This window comes from Mycobacterium triplex, assembly GCF_000689255.1.
In the GTDB taxonomy this organism is placed as follows: Bacteria; Actinomycetota; Actinomycetes; order Mycobacteriales; family Mycobacteriaceae; genus Mycobacterium; species Mycobacterium triplex.
Window position 1 is genome coordinate 1,536,503 of sequence record NZ_HG964446.1, and the last position, 14,949, is coordinate 1,551,451.

The following is a 14,949-nucleotide window of genomic DNA, read 5'->3' on the forward strand; positions in this document are numbered from 1 at the left end:
AACATGAACCATCCGCAGCAGTGGCCGCCGCCGCAACAACCGCGGTATCCGCAACAATGGCCCCCGCCGCCGGTACCGTATCCGCCCTACCCGCCGCCGGGACCGTATCGGCCGCCCTATCCGCCGCCGGCGCCACGCAAGACCAATCGCGCGCTGATCGTCGTGCTTGCAGTCGCGGCGATCGTCGTTCTCATACCGGCGGCGTTGGTCGGCTTTTTCGTGATCCGCGACATCGCCCGCGACGGGCGGGGCGAAACCAGGAACGCCGCTTCCCTCACGGACTTCGATGCGGTGTGCGATGGCGGGTCGATCAGCAACGCCGCCACCTACGGCAAGCCGTACAAGATCGCCGCGTTCGCTCCGTACGACGAACCGGACCCGATGCGCGAAATAACAAACACCCACTGGAGGGAAGTAACACTAGACTCCCGTGCCGATTACCGGGCGAGCCCTGACGACTTCGGGTCGACGAATGTTGTTGCCTGCCTTACCCGCAAGTCCGGAACCGAGGCGAAGTCACGCACCTGCGACTTCAAAACCGACTCCGGCGAGCACGTCAACGTCGACTACTACGCCGTGCGGTACGACATGGAACTGCGCGAGGCGAGGACCGGTAAGCGCATCGAACAACTGGGAACGGTCGACGCTTCCGCAGTCAGCTGCCCGATGTTCGTATGGGTCAACAAGCGCGATCGCAGGGCGTACGCGGAACCGGATGATGCGGCCGTCGAGGCCAAGCTGGCCGAATTCGTGAACCGGTGACTCTCACAGCCCGGCGATCACGATGCCGATGCCGGCGACCATCGAGACCGACAGCGACGCCAGCAGGAAACTGACGATCCCCTCCTTGGCCGCCGTGGCCTCGTGGTCGCCGGTCGCGATCGGCGCCAGTTTGCGCCCGGCGCCCCACGCCGCGGCAAGCAACGACGCGATCCAGTTCGCATAGGCCGCGTAGACGACAAGCACGACCGCCGCCAGCGCCCACCCATCGGGCAAGTGGATGTGCGGCCAGAGCAGGCCGAGCACCACCAGGAACATGCCGTTGAGGACCGCCTCGAGGTGGCTCGCCAGCGCCATGCGCGGGTTCTTCAATGCCGGGACGACGAACCCGGTCAGCAGGCCGAGCAGAAACAGAACCAGTCCGAGTGCGAACAACGCCTTCTGCATGCCAGAACAGTAGGAGCGCCAGGCTGCTCGCGCCAGCGATTCGACTAGGGTGAATTGCCATGTCGCCGAAAGCTTCCCTGGACGCCGCCCACAGCGCGATCCGCGCCTTCTGGGAGGAAGAGGGCGCACGCTATGACCAGAAGGACGCCCACGGCATCTTCTCCGAGGCCGAACGTCAGCTATGGACGGGATCCTTGGGTGCGATCCCGCCCGCCTCCCGGGTGCTCGACATCGCCACCGGCACGGGGTTCGTCGCGCTGCTGCTGGCCGAGCTTGGTCACCAAGTGACCGGGTACGACGCGTCGCAGGCGATGCTGGCGCACGCGCGCGCCAAGGCCGCCGAGCGCGCGATGGCCATCACCTTCGTGGAGGGTGTGACCGAACGACTGCCGTTTCCCGACGCCAGTTTCGACGCCGTGACGGCCCGGCATTTCATCTGGACCCTGGTCGAACCCGACAAGGCCTTTGCCGAATGGCGCCGTGTCCTGACACCGGGCGGGACGCTGGTCGCCGACTGCTCGCTGAACACGCAAGTGGCGGCGCATCACTACTCCGACGACGTGGCGGCGGCGTTGCCGTTCAGCGGCGTCGGCGACCCCGCCCCGATTGTCGACGCGCTGCGGGCAGCGGGATTCGCCGACGTCGACGTCCATATCGTCGACGACGACGGCCAGCGCCGACGGGCCGTGCTGTGCGCCCGGGCCGGCTAGCGATGCGGCGTCGTGACGGCGCGCGTGAAGTTCTCGGCGAAGACGTCACAGACCGTGTCGACGTCGGGCATCGACCACCCGGCGGCGTTCGGCAGCACGGGCCGGGTGAGCGTGTGAATCAGGATGGGGCCCAACAGTTGTTGGGCCAGCAGCGGTAGGGGCATGTCGCGGACACGCCCGGCACGGATCTCGCGCTCGAACCACCGGCCGAGCACGGCTAGCAGGCGCGGCGGACCGTAGGCCGCCAGGGATTGCACGGCGGGACTGGCGGGCCGCGCGAAAGCTTCGGCGAAAATCGCCGGCGCAACGCGGGGTTCGCGGCTCAGCGCGTTCGCCACCGTCCGGTAGAAACCGCGCACCATTTCCAGCAGGTCATCGCTGGGGTCCGCCAGGTATTCCTCGATGTCGAGGATCGGGCTGTGCTGTTCGAAGACCGCTCGCATCAACTCGTCCCGGCCGCCGAAAACCGCGTGCAGGCTGTAAACCGAGCAATTCGCGCGGGCGGCGACGGCTTCCAATGTTGCTGCGGCAAGGCCAGATTCGCTGATCAGCGCTGCCGCGGCAGCCACCGCCCGGCGGCGAACGGGAGGTAAGCCGCCGGGATCGACGCCGGCGGCGCGAACCGCGTCGTTCAGCGCGGTGCGGGATCCGTCAAAACGCCGCAGCAGGGTGCTGCGGGAGATGCCGGCCTCCTCGGCGATCATCGCGACGGGAACGTCGGCCACATCCCTGCCCAGTTTTTCTGCGGCGCGCAGCGCGGCCTCCACCACTTCCGGTGCAGATACCGATCGGGCCATTTCCAGCTCCTCCGCCCATGTGATACATTGCTTTATGTAACATGTAAGTATATTCCAAAACTTCACCAGGAGCACACCATGACGCAAGTTATGCAGACCCAGGTCTGTGTTGCCGGTGGCGGGCCCGCCGGCCTCGTTCACGCGCTGCTGCTCGCCCGGGCCGGAATCCGGGTCGTCGTCTTGGAAAAACACAACGACTTCCTGCGCGACTTCCGCGGTGACACCGTGCACCCGAGCACCCTGCGGATCATGGACGAGCTCGGATTCATCGACGAGTTCCTGAAGCTGCCGCACACCAAGATCGACCGCCTTGCCTTCGACACCGGCGGCTCGATTCGCACCTTCGGCAACTTCAAGGTGCTCAAACGGCTCGGCTTCAAGCAGCCCTACATCGCGATGATGCCGCAGTGGGACTTTCTTGACTTCCTCGCTGAAAAGGCTTCTGCCTACCCGGAATTCACCTTGATCAGGAACGCGGAGGTCACCGATCTGATCTTCGACGGCGACCGGGTGGTCGGGGTGCGTACGCCGGATCTGGAGGTTCGGGCCGAGTTGGTGGTAGCCGCCGACGGCCGCAAGTCCGCGGTGCGTGCGGCGGCGGGGTTGCCGATCGCCGCCGCGCATTCCCCGATGGACGTGCTGTGGTTCCGGCTGAAGTGGCGCCCCGGTGACCCTCGGGAACTGTTCGGAGTAATTCGCAAGGGCCTGCTGATGGCCATGATCTACCGGGGCGACTACTGGCAGGTCGCCTATCTGATGCCGAAGGGAGCCAGCCCACGGGGCGGATCGCTGGAGGACTTCAAGGAGCGCATCGTCACCGCGCAGCCGCGGCTGCGTGAGCATGTCAACGACTTGACCTCGTGGGACGACACCAGCGAGCTCGACGTGCGGGTAGACCGGCTCGAGACCTGGTGGCGCACCGGGCTGTTGTGCATCGGCGATGCCGCACACGCGATGTCACCGGCCGGCGGGGTCGGCATCAACCTTGCCGTCGCCGATGCGGTGGCCGCCGCCAACATCCTGTGCGCCCCGCTGCGCGAGGGCCGGCTGACCGACGCCGACCTGGCCAAGGTGCAGCGCCGTCGGGAACTGCCCACCCGGATCATTCAGGCGGGTCAGGTGCTGGTGCAGGACAGGGCGGTCGCGCCCAATTTGAGCGGTGACCTGTCCCCGATCCAGGTTCCGAAGATCATCGGATGGGGCCCGCTGCAGGCGCTTCCGCCGATTTTCGTCGGGCGCGGCTTCCGGCCCGAACACGTCCGCACTCCCGACGTGCACGCCGCCTGACGCCCGCGGGTGCCCCGCAGATCTGCCGGCTCGTGCAACGCCGGAGTTCGCCTCCGGCATGCGATCGCCTAACCCCGCGGTTGTAGGAGGACATGGCTATCAGACTGCGGATTGCGGATCCCGAATTTTTCCTATGGCACCCCCGTGGCCGACCTATTTCCCGCGGTCAAAGCGCAGGCCGCGGAACCCGAGGCCGCCGGCTTCGACACCGTGCTCTTGATGGACCACTTCTATCAATTGCCCGGATTGGGCGAGCCCGACGAACCCATGCTCGAGGCTTATACGGCGCTCGGGGCGCTGGCCACGGCCACCGAGCGGGTGCAACTGTCGACGTTGGTGACCGGCAACACCTATCGCAATCCGACCCTGCTCGCCAAGGTGATCACGACCCTGGACGTCGTCAGCGCGGGGCGGGCCGTCCTGGGCATCGGCGCCGGATGGTTCGAGCTCGAGCACAGGCAGCTGGGATTCGACTTCGACACCTTCACCGAGCGGTTCGAGAAGCCCGAGGAGGCGCTGCAGATCATCGTGCCGATGCTGCACGGCGAGCGACCCACCTTCGACGGGAAGTGGTATCACACCGAGAGCGCCATCAACGAGCCCCGATACCGAGACCACATCCCGGTCATGCTCGGCGGCAGCGGTGAAAAGAAGACGTTCCGATCGGCCGCCCGCTACGCCGATCACCTCAACCTCATCGCCGACATCGACGAGCTACCGCACAAGCTACATGTGCTGCGCCGGCGGTGTGCCGAAATCGACCGGGACCCAGCCACTTTGGAGACCAGCACGTTGCTGACCGTCGTGCTGGACGACGCACCTCGCGACATCGGCGGGGCGCGTGGTGGCCGGGCGGTCATCGGCAGTCCGGACCAGGTGGCCGACGAGATCAAGCGCCGAGTGCTCGACGTAGGCGTCGACGGCGTGATCGTCAACCTTCCGACCCACGGCTACACGCCTGGGGTCGTCACGAAGGTTGGTGAAGTGCTCAGGCCGCTCGTCGACGCCTAATCGTCCCGCATTCGCCGACTGGCCCCCCGGGCAGATATTCGCTCTAAACCCAGCGGAGGACCCTTCCCTTCGTTGAGCGAAAAGACAACCGGTGTGCGACGATTCGGCGCGTGGCCAAACAGTACGCGTGGTCGAACAATGAGCGGGAACGTGACCGGCTCGCGCGGCAAGGTGAACAGCTGCGACCTGCCACGGAAAAGTTGTTCCGCGCCGCCGGCATCGGTCCCGGCGCGCGAGTTCTCGACTGCGGGTCGGGCGGCGGCGATGTTTCACTGATTGTTGCCGATCTCGTCACGTCGTCGGGCGAAGTCCTGGGCATCGACCGCGACCCCGACAACGTCGAGGCCGCGAACCGCCGCGTGGCCGACATGGGGCTGTCGCATGTTCGCTTCGAAACCGGTGACATCTCCGTCCCGCCACAGGGCCCGTTCGACGCGATCGTCGGCCGGTTGGTGTTGATGTATCAGCCCGACCTCGAGGCCGTGCTGCGTGCCCTCGCCGGCCGGCTCGTGGCCGGAGGCGTGATGGCCTTCCTCGAGTTCGAACACATGTCATCGGCCGGCGTGATGATGTCGCCGCAGAGCCCGTCGATCGAACAGCTTTCGCGGTGGATGACCGCGGGATTTGCAGCCACCGGCGTTCCGGAACGGGTCGCGTCGCGGTTGCCGTCGGCGCTGCGTTCGGTCGGCCTCGTCCCGCAGCCGCCGTATGAGCTGTCCGGGCTCGTCTTTCACGGCGCCGACGTGGTGGAGCACGTGAGCACACTGCTGCGGGGGCTGTCGGGTGTGCTGACCGCCAACGGCATCGCGAGCGAGGATGAACTCGACATCGACATCTTCGCCGAGCGGGTCAGGGTGGAGTGCGGCCCGGACCCGGTGTTGATGGTGAGCCCGAACCTGGCGGTGTGGGCCAAAAAGCCCTAGCCGTCAGCAACGATGGAATCATGACCGTCATGAGGACCCACCGGCTCGGCGCATCGGTCATGGCCTTCGTTGCCTATACCGCGGTGATGTTGGTGCTGGAGCGGCGCATGCGCGCGACCGGCGGGCCGGGCATCATCCCGTTCGAGCTGGCCGGCACTGCTTCGCGGGCCGAGGCCATCATGGCCCGCTGGGGCGCCGACGGTCAGCGGGCCGCACGGATATCCACCTGGCTGGATTTCGGCTACATGACGACCTACGGCATCCTCGCGGCCCAACTCGTGGACCGCGCGCGCCGGCGGCTCGGCCACCCGGCCGCCCTGCCCGCCGTCGTGGGTGTTGCCGTCGCCGGCGACGCGATCGAGGGCGTCTCGCTGCTCAAGGTGCTCAGCGGCAGCCGCATCGCCGAGAATGCGCGGCGCGCGCGCATCGCCGCGCGAATCAAGTTCGCGGTGCTCGTAGTCACACTCGGATACGTCGCGGCGGGATCTTTGAAGCGTTAGCGCAACGGCGTGTTTTCGGTAGTCGGCTCGGTATTTCAACGGATGTCGCCCCACCGCGGCGTTGGCATAGTCGTTTGCTAATCGACAGCAATCCGTGCGCGTGGGGAGAAGAATCCAGTGATTTCCGCTGATGGCCAATCGAGCGCCAGACCGGTCGTGGGCAAATGACCGCGGCTACCACGACCCCGCGAGACAGCTCGATCGACGTCGGCGACCTCAGCACGCGCTACTGGGAAGCCGGCGCCGGTGCGCCGGTGGTGCTGATCCACGGCGGCGGCGCGGGCGCCGACGCGTGGGGCAACTGGGGGACGTTGATGCCGACGTTCTCCGACCACTTCCGCACCATCGCTTACGACATGGTCGGTTTCGGGCAGAGCCTGCCCAGCGACGACGAGTTCGAATATTCCCAACCGGCCCGCGTCGCCCATCTGGCGGCTTTCCTGGACGCGATGGGGCTGGAGCGGGTGTCATTGATCGGCAACTCGATGGGTGGTGCCACCGCACTGGGGCTGGCGATGGCCGACCCGGCGCGGGTCAGCAAGCTGGTTCTGATGGGAAGCGCCGGGCTCAACCGAAGCTTCTCGCCGCAGCTGCAGACGATCTTGAACTACGGCGAACCCAACCTGGACGGCATGGCCCGGATCGTCGACGCGCTGACACACCAAAGTTTCGTGCCACCAAAGGGTCTCGTCGAGTACCGATACAACCTGACCTGCGATCACAAGGTGATGGATGCCTACCGGCGCACCATGGCTTGGGTTCGCGACCAAGCCGGGCTGCATTTCGAGGAAAGCGACATCGCCGCCGTCAAGGTTCCGACGCTGGTTGTTTCCGGCCGCGAGGACGCGGTAGTCCCACTGCTCGAGTCCGTTCGTTTCCACCAGCTCATCGACCGGTCTCACCTGTACGCGATTCCCCGTTGCGGCCACTGGGCGATGTTGGAGCATCCCAAGGAGTTCGCCCGCATCGCGATCGACTTCCTGCTGGCAGAGGACGAAGGCGATGAGTCCGTCTGAGCTGAGCCGCATGTTCGAGGATGCGCTCGCCAGCACGGACGCTTGGAATGCTGTCCGCGCCGCCGACCCGACACTGTCGCGGCGGTATGCGCTGTCGGCCGACGAGTGGGAGATCGTGCGGAACAATCCGACACCAGATGTGTTGGCTCCGTTGGGCGTTCCGCCGCTGCTGGCAATGTGGGGCTCGTTCATCTGCAACCCCGATTTCGAGCGAGCGATGAGTGCGCGCGAATACTTCGCCGCCACCAACGGAGAGCATTGATGGGCAAGGTTGTCGGGGCATTCGCGACATCGCACACCATGTTTCCCAGCGCTGGCGTCGAGCACCAAGCGCAGCAGGTGGTTGACGGCTTCCGCGAACTCGGGCGCCGGGTATACGACCTCGGCCCGGATCTGGTGATCGTCGTGTCATCCGAACATGGTCCGACGCTGTTGCCGAGCGGTCCGCAACCGCCGTTCACCTTGCCGGTCGTCGACTCGTTTCAGACCTTCGGAGAAATGGACATCCCCCGGGTAGACATCCGGTCGGACGCAGAGTTCGCGAACAACTTCCTGCGCTACACCGCTACCCGCGGTTTCGACATCGCCTCGATGAGCACGATTCGTGCCGACCACGGATTGGCCATCCCGATCCTGATGATGTTTCCGGCCAACGACATCCCGGTGATACCGCTGATCATCGGCACCCAATCGCCGAGCGCCACCGCGACCGCGGCTCGTTGCTACCTGCTCGGGCGATTGCTGGCCGGCTACGTGGCGACGCGCGAGGAACGCGTAGTCGTCGTGGGCTGCGGTGGTCTGTCCCACTGGCCCGGCACCGCCCAGATGGGCCGAATCAACGAACAATTCGACCGAGAGTTCCTGGCGCTGTTGTCGGCCGGCGACGGCGGCTATGCCGCGGCCTGGTCCAACGACTACATCATCGAGCAGGCGGGCAACGGCGGCCTGGAGATCCGTAATTGGATCTTCGCGGCGGCCGCCATCGGCGACGCGGGCGGGGCCACCCTGTACTACGAGCCGATCAAACCGTGGGCGACCGGGATGAGCGCGTTTGCTTTTGCCGCGCCCCCGGAAGTCGACGTCTGATCCGTGGCACTGCGTCATCGAACACGAACGAAACGAGGGATATGAGCGTCGAAAATACGCGCGGCTGCAAGCTGGTCAAGGTCGCCGACTATTGCGACCTGGTCGACGAACAACCGATCGCGGTGGATGCCGGCAGCGACGAAGTGATGCTGGTGCGAATCGGGGACGCGGTTTACGCGATATCGAACATCTGCAGTCATGCCGACGCGTGGTTGGACGCGGGCCAGCTTCATCCCGAGACTCTCGAGATCGAATGTCCGTTGCACGAAGGCAAATTCGATCTGCGCACCGGAGATCCGACGGCGGAGCCCTGTACCGAACCGGTCCGGAAGTACGACGTCGTGATCGACGGCGGTGAAGTCTTCGTCGCGACCGCGGATGACGACTAGCGTGTCCGGTACTGGCCATCGCATCGAGGTCCGTGCATGACCCGCAGCGCACGGTATTTGATCATCGGTGGCGGCCTGGCGGCAGCGAGTGCGGTCGACACGCTGACCCGGAAGGCTCCCGGATCTGTGGCGATGGTCTGCGCCGAAAATCATCTTCCGTATGCCAGACCGCCACTATCGAAAGCGGTTCTGTCCGGAGACGCCGAGCCATCCTCGGTGTACCTGAAGCAGACTGACTACTACCGCGACAAGGGGATCGAGATCGTCCTGGGTGACGCCGCCACCGGGCTGGACACCGACAACCGCGTCGTCACATTGTCGTCCGGCACGCAATTCGCCTACCAGAAAGCACTTGTCGCCACTGGCGTGACGCCCGCGCCACTGGATATTCCGGGTTTCTCGCTGGACGGGGTCCATACTCTGCGGTGTCTCGACGACGCGCTGAGTCTTCGTGAGGGGATTGATGCCTCCGCGACGGTGGTCGTCATCGGTGGTGGCTTCATCGGTTGCGAGGTGGCCGCCACCGCGATCTCTCTTGGCGCGGATGTTCATGTCGTCGAAAGGGACTCGTTTCTGATGGAGCGGGTCGTGGGACCCGACGTCGGGGCGATCCTCACCGAGAGCCACCGGCTCGCCGGAGTCAAGACGCATCTCGGCGCCACGGCGGTCGAGATATGCGGCGATTCCTCAGTGCGGGCCGTCCGGCTGGATTCCGGCGCGACCATCGCTTGCGATATCGCCGTGGTCGGGGTCGGCAGCCGCACGGACACCTCGTGGCTGTACGGGACCAACGTGGAACTGTCGCACGGGGGGATCGTCGTCGACGCACACTGCCGCACCTCAGATCCTCATGTGTTCGCCGCCGGCGATGTCGCTGCGATGTATTCGCCGCTACTGGGCCGGCACGTGCGTGTCGAGCACGAGTCGAACGCGCAGCATCAGGGCGCGGTGGCTGCCCGAAATATGTTGGGTGGCAGCACGGTTTGTGACTCTTTGCCATTTGTGTGGTCCAAGCAACTCGACCTTGACATGTGGTGTGTCGGCGATATCCGGGGGCATGACGGCGTGGAACTCGCCGGTGACGTCGCGGGCCGCAAATTCGTGGCCGTCTACTCCGCTCAGGGCACAGCGATCGGGGTGTTCGGTGTCAATAGCAAGGCACTCGGCACCGCGCGCAAGCTGTTGCGCACCGAGGCTGGGCGGTTCGCCGCAGGTGACCTTCTCGATGCCGCGGCCCGCTAGCGGTAGCAGAGCCAATTCGGGGCGATCTCTGCGACGAATTCCTGTGCGGTACCACCCCAGCTCAGTATCATGCTGTCGCATGAGGCAGTGGCATGGTCGCGAAGCGAAATGAGGGAAATCTACCCGCAGACGTGACGAGTTTCATCGGCCGTCGCCATGAACTCGCGGAACTACGTGCACAGCTGTCCGCGTCACGGCTGGTGACCCTGACCGGGGTCGGCGGCGTCGGGAAGACGCGTATGGCGATCAAGGTCGCAGCCGATTCGCGACGAGCCTTCGCAGACGGGGCTTGGTTCGTCGAGCTGGCGGCGCTGCAGGATGCCGCGGCGCTGGCCGAAACGATCGCCACCGCGCTCGGTGTGGTGAAGCAAACGCGGCGCGCGCCGCTATCGCAACTGCATCACCATCTAACCGGCAAACAGATGCTCGTCATCCTCGACAACTGCGAACACCTCAGCGCTGCTTGCGCCGAACTCGTCGATGAGCTGCTCCGCGCCGCGCCGATGCTCCGGTTCCTGGTGACCAGCCGTCACTCGCTGGGGGTGCTGGGAGAGTACATCTTCACGGTGCCACCGTTGTCGACTCCGAGATCGGGAGCGCGTCTGGACGCCTTCTCATTGGACGAGTTCGACTCCGTCGCCCTGTTGCGCGCCCGCACCTCCGACAGCGGCTCCGGGTTCGACGTCACCGAGGAGAACAGCGCCCTCGTGGCACGGCTGTGTGAACGCCTGGATGGCATCCCCCTCGCCATCGAACTCGCGGCGGCTCGCTTGCGGACACTGTCGGTGGGTGAAGTCCTCGAACGATTGGACCGTCGTTTCCAGCTGCTCAACGCAGGCAACAGCTCGGCGTTGCCACGCCATCAGACGTTGGCGGCGCTCATCGACTGGAGTTATGCCTTGTGCTCCGCGAACGAACAGGCGCTGTGGGGGCGCTTGTCGGTGTTCGCGGGCAGTTTCACACTTGCGGCCGCCGAGGCGGTTTGCGCGGGCGACGGCCTGGCCGGCGACGAGATAGTCGATCTGGTGGATGCCCTGGTGCACAAGTCAATTCTCATTGTCGAGCGAGCCGGCGAGCAGATGAGGTATCGGCTGCTCGAAACTCTTCGGGAGTACGGCAAGGACCGCCTCACCAAGAAAGAGGAGTTGACGCGGCTCCACCTCGCGCACCGCGACTACTTCCTGCGCCTGGCCGAGCGAAGTTTCGCCGAGTGGTGCGGCCCCGAACAACCCAGCTGGCTGGCCCGCCTCCGGGAAGACCACACCAACTTGAGGAGCGCCTTCGACTACTGCGTCGAAGCCGATCAGTTGGAACAGGCGTGTGCGTTAGCCGCTGCGCTGCAGTGGTATTGGATCGCGGGCGGCAGCCTCGGCGAGGGGCGCCGCTGGTTCCGTCAGGCGTTGTCCCCGGATGCGGAGCAAGCTCCCTGCCGCGCCCGCGCCAATGCCATGTGGGTCGACGCGTACCTTGCGTTGCTGCGTGGCGAGGTGGGGGAGGCACAAGCCAGGCTCGATGACGCGGAGAAACTCGCGGGAATGATCGACGCACCCGACCTGTGCGGCTACATCGCGCAGCTGCGCGGCATGGCCGCGCTGTTCGGGGGCGAGCCGGCCAAGGCCAGGATCCACTACGAGCATGGCATGGCGAGCCACGAGGAACGCGGTGACATCGCAGGGGTCTTGGAGATGTTGTTCCAGCTCGCAGTGGTCTATTTGTTCACTGGCGAACAGGAATTGGCGATCTCGTCCTGTGAGAAGTCGCTACAACTGAGCGCTCGTTACGGGGAACGCTGGGCAGCGTCTTATGCGTTATGGGCACTGTCGCTGACCAAATGGAAGGCGGGGGAGTACGCCGAGGCTACCGAGCAGGCGCGGCAAAGTCTGCGCATGAAGCTCGAGTTCCGCGATCATCTCGGGATTGCGCATGTGATCGAGCTCTTCGCGTGGATCGCTGCCTCCGACGGGCGATACGCCGAAAGTGCGCGGCTGCTGGGAGCCGCCCGCACAATCTGGGACAACCTGGGTACTTCGATGGATGCATTCGGGGCGGACCTGGCCAACTGCCGCGCCGGTACCGAGGCACGGCTACGCGCGGTGCTCAGCGCGCGGGAAGCGGACGCATTGATCGCCGGAGGGGCCCTGCTGAGCACCGATCTGGCAACGGCCAACCTCATCGGCGCCGACGACACCACAGTCTCGCCACCACCCAGCGACCAATCCCCTTTGACGGCACGGGAAATGGAAGTCGCGGAACTGGTAGCGCGTGGCATGAAGAACCGGGAGATCGGGGCCGAATTGGTGTTGTCCAGCCGGACGATAGACAGCCATATTCAGCACATCCTGAGCAAATTAAACTTCAACTCGCGCAGCCAGATTGCCGGATGGATCGCCGGCCGGCACTGACCCGGGCCGCCCTTCGACCACTGATCTCGGCATATTTCGGTAGCTGCGACCTCCCAGACGCCTGCTCGCTTGTCATCGGGTCCGAGTTACGCAGCTCTCTATGACCTCGATACGCACACCGACGGCGCAGGTGGTAGCGGTGCGATTCTTCTGGGCGTGGGTGCTTGCCGCAACCAGCAATGCTAAGCCGTCGTCGGTTACGTAATGCTGGACGCCACTTCAGATTGCACCGCTCAACTGCAGTTTCTGGTGGAGCTAAGGGGATTCGAAACCCGTACCGAAGCTGGGGAATGGCTGGTCTCGCCCGAGCACGAGATGGCTGTTTCATGCAGCTGCTCTTCACTGCGCGAGGTGAGCGCGACGCGGTACCCCTCCGAGCTAAGTCCTATCGCTACCGCACGGCCGATACCTCGACCGGCGCGCCGCTAATGATCGACGAGTGGCTCGAGTTGGGCATTTTCGGACCGCGCCATGGAACGGTTGCGATCGTTAACACGGCAATCCAACAGTTCGACGATCGAGCCACCCGGATATCGGCGAAGTCGCGGAGTTTCGGAATGTCTCTGCCCGGGGTTGTTGGGCGACGGACGCGTCGGGCGTGGTGTGACTGTGGGTGGTGATTTGGTTGTGGTGCATGGATTTTCGGAACCGCCGGAGTGCTGCTGGTGTGCAGCCGCGGCTTCGTTTGTGGCATCGCCTTGCGTCCCCGACGGTGAACCAGCTCTCTAGTCCATTGAAGACATCGCCGACCTCGCGGGATGTTGACACCTTCGGAGCATCGCGTTACAGTGACGTCCGTCAATATAGGTGCATGACGTTCTACTGCGCGATGTTGACGCCTAAGCGCATGTGACCAGGTAAGAAGGCGGAGAAGCGTGGCGCCACTGCATCCTCAGGCCAAAGAGTTTCTGTCCATCGTTGGTGGTGCCCCGGAATTCGATTCGCAATCGATAGCACAGAGCAGAGCGGAGATGAGGCAGGCCATCGCGCTGACCGGCACGCCAGCAGAGGTACATAAGGTCGAGGACACCACCCTCGCCGCACCGCAAGGTCCAATCCAGGTCCGCGTATATTGGCCGCGGCAATCCGAGAATCAGCCAGTCCTCATATATTTCCACGGTGGCGGTTGGGTGGCAGGAGACCTCGATCTCGCTGACACGACCGCTCGGGATCTCGCGATTTATGGCGACATTGTCGTTATCAGTGTCGACTATCGACTCGCGCCAGAAAATCCGCACCCAGCGGCCGTCGACGATGCGCTGGCCGTAACGCGATCAGTACTCGCGGGCGAGATCGATGGCATAGATCGGTTCCGCGTCGCCGTCGGTGGCGACAGTGCGGGGGGAAACCTGGCCGCCGTCGTTTCACAGCAGCTTCGTCACGAGCGCGGTCTGGTTCATCAGGTCCTTGTCTACCCAGTCACGCAGGCGACGGTCGGCGCCACTGAAAGCTACCGACGGTACGGGGAAGATCATTTCGTCACCAGCCGCGCCATGAAGTACTTCTTTGCCAGCTATGCACCGAACGTCGACCCCACCGATCCGACACTCGCTCCGCTCGCTAACCCCGACCTCACCGGACTGCCGGCAGCGACGGTCGTCACATCTGAGTGCGATCCGTTGTGCGACGAAACTGAGGCCTACGCGGCAGCCATGCAAGCAGCAGGTATCGCGGTCGAATACCGTCGGTACGACGGCCAGGTTCATCCCTTCCTTTACATGGCAGGCGTCATCGACGATGCAGTCGATGCCCGCCGCTTCATCGGAGAAGCGCTCCAGCGAGCCATGAAAAGCACTCGTTCGTGATCCGAGGAATCCGCAGCAAGCGTTAACAAGACAGTTCCAACACCAGTGGCCTTTCGCGCAGACGCTCACCGAATACGAACCCGGCGCGATTTCGGTGCATCCGGTGCGCTGCCCCGGTCATGGTTGAACTCCGCCGCGGCCGAATCGTGGTCGTCGGCTTGGTCGCCGCGAAGATCGGCGAGCGGGTCTGCTGGGGTGTGCCGCACGATTTGGTGACCGTTTCCGTCATGCGGCCCGACAGGCCGTGTGGTCATGATTGCTTCGAATTCGATGGGGGTCAATCGTCCGAGCGCACCCTGGCGCCCTCGGCGGTGGTAGGTGCGTTCGATCCACGCGACGATGGCGATCCGCAGCTCCTCGGGGGTGTCCCAGCGGCGGAGGTCCAAGACGTTCTTTTGCAGCAGGCTGAAGCACGACTCCATTGCGGCCTTGTCGCCGGCACCCCCGACACTGCCCACAGGCCCGACCATGCCGTGGCGGCCCAAGGCATGGACGAATCGTCGGCTTCGAAATTGACGGCTGGTTGTCGGCGCAGATCCGCCACTGCGGTGCGCTCGGCCGTCGGCTGGCCGACGTCACGGGCCTCTCAACGAGATAGCGGTGGCCGAACACCG

At 64.9% G+C, this 14,949-nt stretch carries 16 protein-coding genes and 1 pseudogene; 13 read left to right on the forward strand and 4 right to left on the reverse strand.

Annotation, left to right across the window (positions count from 1 at the left end; all coding sequences use genetic code 11):
• The first annotated feature begins 3 nt into the window (after nucleotides 1–3).
• Complete coding sequence (locus tag BN973_RS07235; protein WP_232232034.1) at nucleotides 4–762, forward strand: hypothetical protein; 759 nt, start codon at nucleotides 4–6, stop codon at nucleotides 760–762.
• 3 nt (nucleotides 763–765) lie between these two features.
• Here BN973_RS07235 and BN973_RS07240 read toward each other — a convergent pair whose 3' ends face one another.
• Nucleotides 766–1,167, reverse strand: coding sequence for a hypothetical protein (locus BN973_RS07240; protein WP_036466891.1), 402 nt, complete (start codon nucleotides 1,165–1,167; stop codon nucleotides 766–768).
• A 59-nt stretch (nucleotides 1,168–1,226) separates the two neighbouring features.
• Between BN973_RS07240 and BN973_RS07245 the strand changes: the two genes are divergently transcribed.
• The gene (locus BN973_RS07245) at nucleotides 1,227–1,877 is read left to right on the forward strand and encodes a class I SAM-dependent methyltransferase (RefSeq protein ID WP_036466894.1); all 651 of its coding nucleotides are present in this window, start codon (nucleotides 1,227–1,229) and stop codon (nucleotides 1,875–1,877) included.
• Here the strand turns inward: BN973_RS07245 and BN973_RS07250 are convergent.
• Complete coding sequence (locus BN973_RS07250) at nucleotides 1,874–2,674, reverse strand: TetR family transcriptional regulator (protein ID WP_036466896.1); 801 nt, start codon at nucleotides 2,672–2,674, stop codon at nucleotides 1,874–1,876. The genes BN973_RS07245 and BN973_RS07250 overlap by 4 nt on opposite strands.
• Before the next feature lie 78 nt (nucleotides 2,675–2,752).
• Here BN973_RS07250 and BN973_RS07255 point away from each other — a divergent pair, with 78 nt between their 5' ends.
• The 10 genes from BN973_RS07255 to BN973_RS07300 all read left to right on the forward strand — a co-directional run bounded on the left by BN973_RS07255 (nucleotide 2,753) and on the right by BN973_RS07300 (nucleotide 12,530).
• Nucleotides 2,753–3,961 carry an FAD-dependent oxidoreductase gene (locus BN973_RS07255; RefSeq protein ID WP_084163323.1) on the forward strand — a complete coding sequence of 403 codons (1,209 nt, stop codon included), beginning with the start codon at nucleotides 2,753–2,755 and terminating at the stop codon, nucleotides 3,959–3,961.
• Between the two features lie 144 nt (nucleotides 3,962–4,105).
• A complete protein-coding gene (locus BN973_RS07260) occupies nucleotides 4,106–4,972 on the forward strand; it encodes an LLM class F420-dependent oxidoreductase (RefSeq protein ID WP_407067576.1) in 867 nt (288 codons plus the stop codon).
• Nucleotides 4,973–5,082: 110 nt separating this feature from the next.
• Nucleotides 5,083–5,895, forward strand: coding sequence for a class I SAM-dependent methyltransferase (locus tag BN973_RS29865; RefSeq protein WP_051641151.1), 813 nt, complete (start codon nucleotides 5,083–5,085; stop codon nucleotides 5,893–5,895).
• A 20-nt stretch (nucleotides 5,896–5,915) separates the two neighbouring features.
• Nucleotides 5,916–6,395, forward strand: coding sequence for a hypothetical protein (locus BN973_RS07270; RefSeq protein WP_139830206.1), 480 nt, complete (start codon nucleotides 5,916–5,918; stop codon nucleotides 6,393–6,395).
• A gap of 164 nt (nucleotides 6,396–6,559) precedes the next feature.
• Nucleotides 6,560–7,411, forward strand: coding sequence for an alpha/beta fold hydrolase (locus BN973_RS07275; protein ID WP_051641152.1), 852 nt, complete (start codon nucleotides 6,560–6,562; stop codon nucleotides 7,409–7,411).
• Complete coding sequence (locus BN973_RS07280) at nucleotides 7,398–7,673, forward strand: hypothetical protein (protein WP_036466904.1); 276 nt, start codon at nucleotides 7,398–7,400, stop codon at nucleotides 7,671–7,673. The genes BN973_RS07275 and BN973_RS07280 overlap by 14 nt, the downstream gene beginning before the upstream one ends.
• Nucleotides 7,673–8,497, forward strand: coding sequence for a DODA-type extradiol aromatic ring-opening family dioxygenase (locus BN973_RS29870; RefSeq protein ID WP_051641153.1), 825 nt, complete (start codon nucleotides 7,673–7,675; stop codon nucleotides 8,495–8,497). The genes BN973_RS07280 and BN973_RS29870 overlap by 1 nt, the downstream gene beginning before the upstream one ends.
• Nucleotides 8,498–8,538: 41 nt before the next feature.
• A complete protein-coding gene (locus tag BN973_RS07290) occupies nucleotides 8,539–8,886 on the forward strand; it encodes a non-heme iron oxygenase ferredoxin subunit (protein WP_036466906.1) in 348 nt (115 codons plus the stop codon).
• Nucleotides 8,887–8,922: 36 nt separating this feature from the next.
• Entirely contained in the window at nucleotides 8,923–10,128 is a 1,206-nt protein-coding gene (locus tag BN973_RS07295; protein WP_036466908.1) for an NAD(P)/FAD-dependent oxidoreductase, read from the forward strand.
• Nucleotides 10,129–10,220: 92 nt separating this feature from the next.
• Entirely contained in the window at nucleotides 10,221–12,530 is a 2,310-nt protein-coding gene (locus BN973_RS07300; protein ID WP_036466911.1) for an ATP-binding protein, read from the forward strand.
• Between the two features lie 233 nt (nucleotides 12,531–12,763).
• On the opposite strand, the gene BN973_RS32170 is transcribed toward BN973_RS07300, so the two are convergent.
• Nucleotides 12,764–12,937 carry a hypothetical protein gene (locus BN973_RS32170; RefSeq protein WP_139830209.1) on the reverse strand — a complete coding sequence of 58 codons (174 nt, stop codon included), beginning with the start codon at nucleotides 12,935–12,937 and terminating at the stop codon, nucleotides 12,764–12,766.
• 468 nt (nucleotides 12,938–13,405) lie between these two features.
• On the opposite strand from BN973_RS32170, the gene BN973_RS07305 reads away from it, so the two are divergent.
• Nucleotides 13,406–14,335: an alpha/beta hydrolase gene (locus tag BN973_RS07305; protein ID WP_036466912.1), complete on the forward strand. Its 930-nt coding sequence runs from the start codon at nucleotides 13,406–13,408 to the stop codon at nucleotides 14,333–14,335.
• Nucleotides 14,336–14,583: 248 nt separating this feature from the next.
• On the opposite strand, the pseudogene BN973_RS31605 reads toward BN973_RS07305, so the two are convergent.
• Nucleotides 14,584–14,850 (reverse strand): annotated as a pseudogene (locus tag BN973_RS31605) (IS3 family transposase); the annotation flags it as partial.
• Nucleotides 14,851–14,949: the final 99 nt, after the last annotated feature.

Coding starts and splice junctions, on each gene's coding strand:
- BN973_RS07235 (WP_232232034.1), top strand. CDS start 4: ATGAACCATCCGCAGCAGTGGCCGCCGCCGCAACAACCGCGGTATCCG.
- BN973_RS07240 (WP_036466891.1), bottom strand. CDS start 1,167: ATGCAGAAGGCGTTGTTCGCACTCGGACTGGTTCTGTTTCTGCTCGGC.
- BN973_RS07245 (WP_036466894.1), top strand. CDS start 1,227: ATGTCGCCGAAAGCTTCCCTGGACGCCGCCCACAGCGCGATCCGCGCC.
- BN973_RS07250 (WP_036466896.1), bottom strand. CDS start 2,674: ATGGCCCGATCGGTATCTGCACCGGAAGTGGTGGAGGCCGCGCTGCGC.
- BN973_RS07255 (WP_084163323.1), top strand. CDS start 2,753: ATGACGCAAGTTATGCAGACCCAGGTCTGTGTTGCCGGTGGCGGGCCC.
- BN973_RS07270 (WP_139830206.1), top strand. CDS start 5,916: ATGACCGTCATGAGGACCCACCGGCTCGGCGCATCGGTCATGGCCTTC.
- BN973_RS07275 (WP_051641152.1), top strand. CDS start 6,560: ATGACCGCGGCTACCACGACCCCGCGAGACAGCTCGATCGACGTCGGC.
- BN973_RS07280 (WP_036466904.1), top strand. CDS start 7,398: ATGAGTCCGTCTGAGCTGAGCCGCATGTTCGAGGATGCGCTCGCCAGC.
- BN973_RS29870 (WP_051641153.1), top strand. CDS start 7,673: ATGGGCAAGGTTGTCGGGGCATTCGCGACATCGCACACCATGTTTCCC.
- BN973_RS07290 (WP_036466906.1), top strand. CDS start 8,539: ATGAGCGTCGAAAATACGCGCGGCTGCAAGCTGGTCAAGGTCGCCGAC.
- BN973_RS07295 (WP_036466908.1), top strand. CDS start 8,923: ATGACCCGCAGCGCACGGTATTTGATCATCGGTGGCGGCCTGGCGGCA.
- BN973_RS07300 (WP_036466911.1), top strand. CDS start 10,221: ATGGTCGCGAAGCGAAATGAGGGAAATCTACCCGCAGACGTGACGAGT.